This is a genomic window from Actinoalloteichus hoggarensis, assembly GCF_002234535.1.
Lineage (GTDB): Bacteria > Actinomycetota > Actinomycetes > Mycobacteriales > Pseudonocardiaceae > Actinoalloteichus_A > Actinoalloteichus_A hoggarensis.
In genome coordinates, this window is the sequence record NZ_CP022521.1 from 4,129,064 (window position 1) to 4,138,932 (window position 9,869).

The following is a 9,869-nucleotide window of genomic DNA, read 5'->3' on the forward strand; positions in this document are numbered from 1 at the left end:
CGCCGGGGATCAGCCCGTCGGGGACCGGCCACAGGCCTACGACTCCACCGCCCGTAGTCCGACCACGCCGACGACGATGAGGCCGAGGAAGGCCAGGCGCGGTGCCGTGACGGCCTCGCCGAGGAACAGCATCCCGGTGACGGCGACGCCGACGGCGCCGATTCCGACCCACACCGCATAGGCGGTGCCCACCGGCAGCTGCCGCAACGCGATGGTCAGCAGCGCGAAGCTGGCGACGGCCACGGTGATGCCCACGACGCTGGGCCACAGCCTGCTGAACCCCTCCGCCTGCTTCAGCGCCAACGCCCAGACGATCTCCAGCAGTGCCGCGACGAACAGGATCGCCCATGCGACGGCCGATGGGCTCACGCGGACGCCCCGCCGTCGACGGTGATCGCGGTGCCCGTGACGTGTCGGCCGCCGTCGCCCGCGAGGTAGGCGACCATGCCCGCGATGTCCGAGGGATCGTTGTAGCGGCCCACCGCGATGGCGGACCGTTCACCGTCGGCGTGCGGGCCGTCGGCCGGGTTCATCTCGGTGTCGGTGGAGCCGGGGCTGACGACCACCGACGTGATCCCGCGTCCGCCGAGGTCACGGGCGAGCCCTCGGGTCAACCCGAGCACCGCGGCCTTGCTCGCCGCGTAGAGGCTGAGCCCGGGGGCCGGGACGCGCTCGGCGAGGTTGCTGCCGATGGTGATGATCCGGCCGCCCTCGGTCATGTGCCGCGCCGCCGCCTGCGCGGCGAGGATGACGGCTCGGACGTGGATGGCGAGGGTCCGGTCGATCTCGGCGACCGTCAGCTCCTCCAGGGTCACCATCGGGAAGATCCCGGCGTTGTTCACGAGAACGTCGATCCGGCCCAGCTCGGTCACCGTGCGCTCGACGGCGGCGACGACGGCCTCGGCGTCCGCGCTGTCCGCCTGGACGGCCAGGCCGCGGCGGCCCTCGGCCGTGACGCGCCGGACCGTCTCGGCGGCGCGCTCCGCGGAGCGCTCGTAGGTCAGCGCGACGTCGATCCCGTCGGCGGCCAGCCGTTGCGCGATCGCGGCGCCGATGCCTCGGCTACCCCCGGTCACCAGCGCGACCCGTGTCTCGGACATGACAGACCCCATTTCTGTGTTGATCGGCACAGAATTAGAGCATCGGTAGCATGCGGAGGGCAAGACATTTCTAGGTCGATCGACACAGAATGAGGTGACATGCCCGCGCGGGGACGACCGAGAGGCTTCGATCGGGAGGCCGCGCTGGCCGCCGCGATGCGAACCTTCTGGGAGCGCGGCTATCAGGCGACGTCGATGACCGACCTCACGACCGCGATGGGGATCGGCTCGCCCAGCCTGTACGCCGCCTTCGGGTCCAAGGAGGCGCTGTTCCGCGAGGCGATCGACCTCTACGGGCAGACCATGGGCAGGCCGGGCGACGAGGCGCTGCACGGCGCGCCGACGGCACGCGAGGGCATCGACGGGCTGCTGCGACTCAACGCGGTCGCCTACGGCGACCCGGCCACGCCACCGGGCTGCCTGGTGGTCCTGGCCGCGATCAACTGCACCGCCGAGAGCGCAGGCGCCGCCACCGTCACCGCGGAACGCAGACGGGCGGATCAGGCCGACCTGGAGGCGCGCGTGGCCCGCGGCGTGCGCGAGGGCGACGTCCCGGCCGGAGCCGACATCGCCGCGACCGCACTCTTCTACTCCACCGTCCTGTTCGGACTGTCGATCCAGGCCAGAGACGGCGCGACCACCGACGAGATGCTCACCGTGGTCGACGCGGCGATGGCGGCCTGGGACACGGTGACCAGCCCGAACCCGTCCAATCCGGCCGCGTCCGACGCTCCGCCCACTCGCTGACACCGGCCGCCCCGGCAGCGGACCCAGCCGCCCGGACCGCCCGCGACGCTGCCGGTCGACCGGCCGCCACCAGGGCTTTCGGCGCGATTCCGACCCCACCCGAGCTCGCATACTGAAGATAGGCTCACCTAATATCGACGGGGAGCGATCCGACGACGAGCAGGCGAGGCGGGCACATGACACAGGCGGAGCATCCGAGGCCGCTGGACGCGGTGGTGCTGGCATGCCGCGATCTCACCTTCGCCCCGCTGCCGGAGCTGCGGCCCGACGCCCCGGCGCCGATCGAGGGGGAGACACGCTGGCTCTCCCTGCACCAGCTGCTCGCGGGCGAGCGGCTGGCCGAGACCTTCGACGCGCTGCGAATCCGGGAGCAGGCCGGTCATCCCGGCGCCGCCGCGATCCGTTACCTCAAGGGCCTGCTACGCGAGACCGTCTTCCTCGTCTCGGCAGCCGTCTACCTCACCGACCGGGCCCCCGCCCTCGCACCGGAGGCGCTCTGGTTCCCCTTCGCTCCGGACGGCGACGTCGGCACGCCCCGCATCACCAGCGACCGGGCCGCCGTGCTGCGCGGTACTCCGGCCGCCCGCCTGCCCGCCGCCGTGGTCGTCGACGACCACGAGGCGTTGGACGCCTGGACGGCGGCCCGACTGGTCGCGGTCCTCGGCCCGCTGGTCGAGGCGGTCCGACGCCATTCCCGCGTCGGCGCTCGCACGCTGTGGGGCTATCTCGTCGACATCCTGCACTTCTACATGATCAATCCGGCTCGACGGCTCGACCGGAACGTGCCCGCGGCCTTCGATCGCGCCGACCGACTGGTGGCGGCGCTGATCGCGGCAGGCGCGCCGGTAAAGGCACGGCCTCGACTGTTCCGTTTCCGCCCCGAGGACAACCAGGGCGTCTGGGCGGTGCGCGGCACGTGCTGCTTCGACTACAAGGTCGACGCCGAACACGGCTACTGCGTCACCTGCCCCTTGCAGCAGGACACCGTCCGCGCGGCCGAGTTCGACCGCGCGTTCAGCCGCTGAGCAGCCGCCCGCGGATTCCGTCGTACACCGCCAGACCAGGAGACACCGTGACCAGAGCATCCCGGCCGCCGATCGTCCACCTCGGACAGGCGACGGCCCTCCGACCGCTGGACCGACGCCGATTCCTGTCGGGGCTGGGGATCGGGGCCCTCGCCCTCGGCGTCGTGGGCTGCGCGTCCGGGGACGCCGAGGGCGGCGGCGCGACGGACGGCGAGACCCGCCCGGTCGAGCATCCGCTCGGCCACAGCGAGCTGCCCGCCGAGCCCCGTCGCATCGTCTCGCTCGATCCGGGGGCCGGGCTGCAGGTCGCGTTGGAGCACGGGGTGCCGCTGGTGGCCTCGGCGACGTTGGCGAGCGAACCGTCGGTGCCCGCCTACCTGCCGAGGCCTGCCGCGCCCTTCGAGCAGTTCGGCTTCAATCAGGCCGACCCCGAGCGTGTCTCGGGCTTCGAGCCGGATCTGATCGTGGGGCACGTCCCCAGCCTGCGCGAGGACTACGAGCTGTACTCGGGAATCACGACGACCGTCTCCTACGCGAACTCGGCGAGCGGCGCCGAGTGGGAGGACGCCTGCCTGACCGTCGCCGACTACTACGGCGTCCGAGCCGAGCAGCAGCAGCGCGTCGACGAGTTCCACGAGCGGGCGGACGCCTTCGCCCAGACCCACGGGGACACGCTGGCGGGCCTGCGGGTGGCGTTGCTGCGATTCACCACCGACGAGCTGCGCATCGTCACCGACTCCGTGATCTTCGGCTCGCGAATCCTGACGCGTGCGGGCGTCCGGCTCACCGAGTCGAGCGCGATCAGCGGCCCGGAGGAGACCTACGTGTCCGTGACCCCGGAGCAGGTCTCCCGGTTGGAGGACGCCGACGTGCTCCTCTACTTCGGAGGCGGCGGCGCCTACGAGGAGGGCAACGTGACCAGCGCCTTCACCACCTACACCGAAGGGACGCTGTGGGGCAGGCTCCCCGCCGTGGAGTCCGGGCGGGTGTTCGAGGTGTCGCAGACGACCTGGTGGGACGGCTACTCGACGTCGGCGGCGCACGCGGCGCTGGACGACCTCGAGAAGATCGTCGAACAGCTCGCCTGAGCGGCCGAGGGCTCGTCTGAGCATCGGACGGCGGATGTCGTCAGACGACGGCGGGCGGACCGAACGGGTCCGCCCGCGACGGCGTCACGGTGCCGACGACTCCGCCGCCGCGCCCGCGCTCCCCCGCACTCGGAACCCCCGCCGGGCCGCCTGCGCGCGCCCGCCGAGCACCAGGGCGGCCCGCGTCGACGCTGGTCGGCGGGCCTGTCGCGGCGAACGGCCGCGCACCCGCCTGCCGCACGATGCCCGGTGGCTAACGCGAGGCCCCGCCTCCGGCCCGCATCAGCAGCACGACGAGGTAGCAGCCGCCGACCACGCCGGTGATCAGCCCGACCGGGACCGGCGACGGGGCGAAGAGCCGTTGGCCGAGCAGATCGGCGCCGACGAGCAGCACCGCGCCGGTCAGACCTGCGGTGACCAGCACGCCGTCCGCCGACCGGGTGAGTGCCCTGGCCAGATGCGGTGCGGCCAAGGCGACGAAGGCGATGGGGCCCGCGGCGGCGGTCGCCGTGGCGGTGAGGCCGACCGCGATGAGGAGCAGCAGCAGCCGGGTTCTGGCCGACGGGACGCCCAGAGCGACGGCGAGGTCCTCGCCCATCTCCAGCAACGTCAGCCGCCTGCCGAGCATGATCGCCGCCGGGATCAGCAGCGCCACGGCGGGCAGCACCAGCCAGACGTGATCCCAGGTGCGCGCGGTGAGGCTGCCGGCCAGCCACACCATCGCCCGATGCGCCTCGGTGAGCTCGGCCCGCACGACGAGGTACTGGTTGCAGGCGGCCAGCAGGGCCGAGACCGCGACGCCGACCACCACCAGCCTGCCGCCGAGAATGCCGCGCCGATAGGCAGCCGCGTAGACGATCGCCGAGGCGACGAGCGCCCCGACGAGCGCGCCGCCCGCGACGGCCGCCGCGCTTCCGCCGAAGAGCACGATCTGCACGACCGCTCCGGTGGCGGCGCCACTGCTGAAGCCGATCACGTCCGGGCTGCCCAGGGCGTTGCGGGAGACGCTCTGGAGGACCGCGCCCGCGACGCCCAGCGCCGCGCCGACGAGCACGGCGGTGAGCGCCCTGGGCAGCCGCAGGGTGTGCACCACGAACTCGCCGCCGGGCGGGCCGCCCTGGCCGATGACCAGGGAGGCGACCTCGGCGAGGGTGAAGGCCCGGTCGCCGGTGGCGATCAGCGCCGCCGTGAGCAGCACGAGCAGCGCCGTCAATCCGAGGCCCACCGCGACGGCCCTCGGATCGAAGCGGACCGACCATCGTTCGTGGGCGGGCCGCAGGGTGCGTCGCGACGTCGGCACCTCGACGACGGCGTCGCGCGCCCGAGCCTCGGCGCCCGCCATGGCTTCGGCGGCGGCGGTCGTGGTCTCGGCGTCGGTCACCGTCTCGGCGTCGGTCACGCGGCGGTGTGGACTGCTGGTCGTCATAGGCCGGGCAGCCTCCTCCGTCGGACCAGGGCGATGAGGAACGGGGCTCCGATCACCGCCGCCACGACGCTCACCTGGAGCTCCGCCGGCGCGATGATCACCCGGCCGACGACGTCGGCGATCAGTACGAGCACCGGGCCGATGACCGCCGCGTAGGCGAAGAGCCGCCGTTGATCCGTCCCGGCGAAGCGCCGGGCCAGGTGCGGCACGGCCAGGCCGACGAAGCCGACCGGGCCCGCGGCGGCCGTGGCGGCCCCGGCCAGCAGCAGTACCGCCAGCGCGGCCAGCAGCCGGGTCCGGCCGACCCGGGCGCCCAGAGCCCGACCGGCGTCCTCGCCGAGCGCCAGCACGTTGAGCGTCGGCGCGAGCGCGAAGGTCAGCGCGACGCCGACGACCAGGAACGGCAGGAGCAGCCGGAGGACGTCGGGGTCGCGACCCGCGATGTCGCCGACCACCCAGAACCGGTACTCGTCGAAGGCCGCCGGGTCGAGGAACACCACCAGTTGGGTGGCCGAGCCGAGTGCCGTGCCCAGCGCGGTGCCCACCAGCGCGAGTCGGACGGGGGTCGCGCCGCCGCCGCGCGCCGCCGCCAGATACACCAGGACCGCGGCCAGCCCCGCGCCGAGGAAGGCGAGCCAGACGTAGGAGAGGAAGCTGCGCAGGCCGAGCACCGCGACGGCGAACATCATCCCGGCGGCGGCGCCCGCGTTGACACCGAGGATGCCCGGATCCGCCAACGGATTCCGGGTCAGCGACTGCATGAGCGCACCTGCCAGCCCCAGCGCCAGCCCGACCCCCAGACCGAGCAGGGTTCGGGGCACCCGAAGCTCGTGGACGATGACCGCGGCCTGCGACTGGTCGTCCTGCCAGAGCACCCGCAGCACCTCGGCGGCGGGCACCGACTCGGAGCCGACCAGCAGGCTGAGCAGGACGGCGACCGCCGACGCCGCGACGACGGCGAGCGGAACGAGCAGCCGGCGCGGTGCCGAGAACACCGTCTCGGGCGAGCGGGCCTCTTCGGCAGCACCCGTCGAACGCGCGTCGGTCCCGGACGACGACGGCCCGACGAACGGCGGGTCCTCGGCCCGGCTCGGGGGAGGCTCGGGCGGCAACGGCGGCTCCTCGTGCTCGTCGGTACAGCGTGGTCGGGCGCCTCGCGCGGGTGCGTCGGGATCGCCTCGACGCCGCGGCCGCTCCTTGATCGACGCCTTCGCCGCCTGCGACGGCCGATGAGTTTGGTAAGCCTAACAACACTCTCCCGCGCGGTCATGCGACCGTCGTCCTCGGCGACGGTCGAGCAGGCGCGGGCCCGGCCGCGCGGCGCGTCCTCCGGTCCGTCGTCCCGGCGTCCTCCGGTCCGTCGTCCCGGCGTCGGACGCTCGGCGGGACGCGCCGCCGCGCGACGGGCCGCCGGTCCGACCGCGTCGAGCCATACACCACCGCTGGATCCGCGACACCGGTCGACGCGACCCCGTGCCGTCGACATCGCCTGTGCACACCTGTACCCGCCTGTCTCCGGGACATGTCCGGCGGAGACCATTCGTGTGGGGCGACCCGGATGGTCCTGGAGAACAGCGACATCGAGAACGCCCGCGATCCGACTTCCCGGCCTCGAAACCACGCTGTGGGAGTCCGGCGACATCGTCGTGAACTCCTTCGGACGCCGCGAGTCCAGGGGCGACGCCGTCGATTCGAGGTCGTTCCACGCCTACACCCTGTCTCCGGCCGCCGACGTCCCCGGTCTGCTGGGGCCGAGGCGGGCCCGCAGGCCGACATCGGCCGGTGAGCCTCGCCGCCGATCGGCGGCCCGCCGCCGGTCCGCCGAGCGTCCGGACGGCGGCGTGATCCTCGTCCGGCGCGAGGCGGACGGCCGGGTCCTGGCGCCGTGATGCCGATACGGCAGGCCGTAGAGGCGCGGTTCATGCCCGACGTCGCCCGGGTCGATCGAGCGTCCGACCAGTGTCAGGCCCGCCTGCTCGAGGAACGACGGCCGGCCGACACGCTCGATCGCGCGGCGCCGTACCTCCACAGTGGACTCGGCGGCGATCGCCGCCGCCGTCGGCGCCTCGATCACCCAGGCCGGGGCTCGGGTGCCGTGCCAGGAGTGGACGGCCCAGCCGTCCGGGCAGACGACGGCCGGCCCGTCGGCCGCGTGCAGCCGGACCTCGCCGCAGGCGTCGTCGGGCGCGGGGTTCGGTGTGCACCTCGGAGGGCCGCTCGGCCAGGACGCACACGTCCTCGCGCGGCCACCACCGGCCGCGGGAGCGGACCAGCGTGGCCCACGCCTCCCAGTGTGCCCCGTCCGCGCCGGTGAAGGCATAGCCATGGATCCGCTGGTGCACCTCGTGTCGAGCGATCCAGTCGGCTTCGTGCCTGCCGTACCAGGCCGGCCCGGAGCGCTTCGGGATCGCGCCTCGGACGACGTCGGCGGCCGAGCGGCGCAGGCCTCGACGCAGCGCCCCGGGACGCCGTGATCCAGGAGAGGGGCCGGCCCCGCACCGGAACGCAGGGCCGCCGACGGGTCGGGCGGCGTGGGCGGACGCGGCCGGCCGGCCGGATCGCGGACGCCGATCCGGCGGTCGAGGCGGCGACGCAAGGCGGAGACGAGGCTGGCGAGTCGACTCCCGAGAGGCTGGTCACCATGGGATGCCACGGGGTGCGGCCCTCGACCAGGGGCACCGCCGCGGCGGCGAGTCCGCCTATACGAACGCGGGCCGGGGCCTGCCGAGCAGGGCGTACGACGTGGCGAGGGCGTCTTCGGCGTCCCGCCGATCGGCGGGGTCGGTGCACAGCGCATGGTCGCGCCATCGTGTTCGGGTCTCGACGGCCTGCCGCCACTGATCGAACTCGCGAGACGGATGATCATGGACAGGGGCACGGCGGGATGCTCTCTCGTGACGCGCGCTCACCGCGTCAGGGCGGACACGCCCTTTCCTTCAGACAGGGCGGAGGTGATCGCAGGAGTCGGCGCGGACATGCAAGGGCGTCGGGTCCGTGTGGCATGTCGATCGGCCTCGACGGCGCCCGCGACGCCGGGCGCCCGGCTGCGGCGAGCAGTCACGGCCACCCGCCTAGGCCAGGTCGAACACCGCCGCGCGCGGCTCGACGTCGGTGACGATGCTGATGCCCTTGGTGTGCGGATCGGGAACGCCGCCGCACTGAACGGGCCGCCGGTCAGGCCGGTCCCGCCGCGACCGGGCGAACCGGGGGAGCCGATGTGCGAGTCGTCCCACCGCGCGGGCCGTGATCAGCCGACCCGACCGCACCGCAGGCCGCCTCCACTTCGGACGGCCCGAGCCGTGCGGGCCGAGGCGCCGCGCCGTGGCGACGGTCGCTGAGAGACCGTCTGGAGTTCGGTCCGGCGGTACCGCACGACGCCGTGGCGTGCCTTCAAAGCCGATGCCCGGGGGGGCCGTCCGCGCTCAGCCGAAGACCGGGCCGACCGCGCTGATCTGATACAGCCGCACCTCGTCCCGCAGCACCGTCGGCATCGGTTCCGGCGGATTCGCGGTCGCCTGGTGCGCGGTGAGGTGTTCCTGGGACTCCCACACCTCGAGAAGGTTGATGCGCCCCGGCTCGACCGGATCGGCGGCCATGACGAAGTCGACGCAGCCGGGTTTGGCGCGAGTTCGGACGAGGAAGTCCGTGACACGGTTCAGATAGGGGTCTCGGTGTCGCGGCTCGACGTATAACCGCCCGGAGATGATCAGCACCCGGCATTCCATTTTGTTTCGACGACTCGACTCGTCCGCGACCGAGAAGCCGCGACGAATACGGCCGAGGCTAGCCGGCCGCCCCGACAACGGGGCGGTGCCTGCCTTCCGCGTCGGTGTGCGACTGGCGTACCGCCCGATGGCGGAGCGAGGCGAGGGACGGTCTCGTCTCGGCGTTCGAGCACCTCGGCTGACCGCATGTCGACGGCGTCCCTCGGCCCGACGACGCGGGCCGTGTCGCCCGCCGCCGCGCCGAGGCCGACCGGGACGGCGGCGCCGAGGCCGTCGGATGCCCTCGACGGGCGGGCACGCCCCGACGGCGCCGACGGCTCCGGCTAGCGGATGCTCCTGCCCCGGCTCTGTGCGATGCCCTCGGCCACGCCGATCAGCAGCACGGAGGCGATGACGGCGATGATGAAGCCGAGGACGTTGAGCTCGAAGACGTCTCCGGTGCCGAGCAGGTTGGCGATGGTGCCGCCGATGACCGAGCCCGCCAGCCCGAGCAGCAGGGTGGCCGGCAGACCGAGCCGCTGCTTACCGGGTTTGATCAGGCGGGCGAGCGCGCCGATGATCAAGCCTGCGACGATGAAACCGATCACGTCGTCCTCCTGAAGTGGTGCGCCGTCGACTGCCGATCCAATCTAATGCGCCGGACACGACGCCGCTGATCACGTGACGGGCTCGTGGCCGAGGATCACTCGCTCGGCGGCATGCGAGGGGACGGTCGATCCCTCGGCGGCATCCGATGACGAGTCGACGTCGATCGAGTG

At 73.3% G+C, this 9,869-nt stretch carries 11 protein-coding genes and 2 pseudogenes; 4 read left to right on the plus strand and 9 right to left on the minus strand.

What is annotated here, in order from left to right; genetic code table 11:
- Window positions 1-36 precede the first annotated feature (36 nt).
- Window positions 37-369 (minus strand): DMT family transporter, encoded by a 333-nt coding sequence (locus AHOG_RS17680; protein WP_093942348.1) that lies wholly within the window; start codon window positions 367-369, stop codon window positions 37-39.
- Window positions 366-1,100: an SDR family oxidoreductase gene (locus AHOG_RS17685; RefSeq protein WP_093942349.1), complete on the minus strand. Its 735-nt coding sequence runs from the start codon at window positions 1,098-1,100 to the stop codon at window positions 366-368. The genes AHOG_RS17680 and AHOG_RS17685 overlap by 4 nt, the downstream gene beginning before the upstream one ends.
- Before the next feature lie 99 nt (window positions 1,101-1,199).
- On the opposite strand from AHOG_RS17685, the gene AHOG_RS17690 reads away from it, so the two are divergent.
- The 3 genes from AHOG_RS17690 to AHOG_RS17700 all read left to right on the plus strand — a co-directional run bounded on the left by AHOG_RS17690 (window position 1,200) and on the right by AHOG_RS17700 (window position 3,960).
- Window positions 1,200-1,847: a TetR/AcrR family transcriptional regulator gene (locus AHOG_RS17690; RefSeq protein WP_093942350.1), complete on the plus strand. Its 648-nt coding sequence runs from the start codon at window positions 1,200-1,202 to the stop codon at window positions 1,845-1,847.
- A gap of 176 nt (window positions 1,848-2,023) precedes the next feature.
- The gene (locus AHOG_RS17695) at window positions 2,024-2,872 is read left to right on the plus strand and encodes a (2Fe-2S)-binding protein (RefSeq protein ID WP_093942351.1); all 849 of its coding nucleotides are present in this window, start codon (window positions 2,024-2,026) and stop codon (window positions 2,870-2,872) included.
- 47 nt (window positions 2,873-2,919) lie between these two features.
- Complete coding sequence (locus AHOG_RS17700; protein ID WP_157736888.1) at window positions 2,920-3,960, plus strand: ABC transporter substrate-binding protein; 1,041 nt, start codon at window positions 2,920-2,922, stop codon at window positions 3,958-3,960.
- A 253-nt stretch (window positions 3,961-4,213) separates the two neighbouring features.
- Here AHOG_RS17700 and AHOG_RS17705 read toward each other — a convergent pair whose 3' ends face one another.
- Together AHOG_RS17705 and AHOG_RS17710 are read right to left on the minus strand one after the other, a co-directional pair.
- A complete protein-coding gene (locus AHOG_RS17705; RefSeq protein ID WP_245856286.1) occupies window positions 4,214-5,386 on the minus strand; it encodes a FecCD family ABC transporter permease in 1,173 nt (390 codons plus the stop codon).
- Window positions 5,383-6,498: a FecCD family ABC transporter permease gene (locus AHOG_RS17710; RefSeq protein WP_245856287.1), complete on the minus strand. Its 1,116-nt coding sequence runs from the start codon at window positions 6,496-6,498 to the stop codon at window positions 5,383-5,385. The genes AHOG_RS17705 and AHOG_RS17710 overlap by 4 nt, the downstream gene beginning before the upstream one ends.
- 534 nt (window positions 6,499-7,032) lie before the next feature.
- Here AHOG_RS17710 and AHOG_RS28710 point away from each other — a divergent pair.
- Entirely contained in the window at window positions 7,033-7,275 is a 243-nt protein-coding gene (locus tag AHOG_RS28710) for a hypothetical protein (protein ID WP_157736889.1), read from the plus strand.
- A gap of 71 nt (window positions 7,276-7,346) precedes the next feature.
- Here the strand turns inward: AHOG_RS28710 and AHOG_RS30555 are convergent.
- The 5 genes and pseudogenes from AHOG_RS30555 to AHOG_RS17735 form a co-directional block, all read right to left on the minus strand.
- Window positions 7,347-7,544 (minus strand): annotated as a pseudogene (locus AHOG_RS30555) (DUF6745 domain-containing protein); the annotation flags it as partial.
- Between the two features lie 10 nt (window positions 7,545-7,554).
- Window positions 7,555-7,842: pseudogene (locus AHOG_RS30560) on the minus strand (DUF6745 domain-containing protein); the annotation flags it as partial.
- 615 nt (window positions 7,843-8,457) lie between these two features.
- Window positions 8,458-8,619 carry a hypothetical protein gene (locus AHOG_RS17725; RefSeq protein ID WP_157736890.1) on the minus strand — a complete coding sequence of 54 codons (162 nt, stop codon included), beginning with the start codon at window positions 8,617-8,619 and terminating at the stop codon, window positions 8,458-8,460.
- Window positions 8,620-8,808: 189 nt separating this feature from the next.
- Window positions 8,809-9,099, minus strand: coding sequence for a putative quinol monooxygenase (locus tag AHOG_RS17730; RefSeq protein ID WP_157736891.1), 291 nt, complete (start codon window positions 9,097-9,099; stop codon window positions 8,809-8,811).
- Window positions 9,100-9,434: 335 nt separating this feature from the next.
- A complete protein-coding gene (locus AHOG_RS17735; RefSeq protein WP_093942357.1) occupies window positions 9,435-9,698 on the minus strand; it encodes a GlsB/YeaQ/YmgE family stress response membrane protein in 264 nt (87 codons plus the stop codon).
- Window positions 9,699-9,869: the final 171 nt, after the last annotated feature.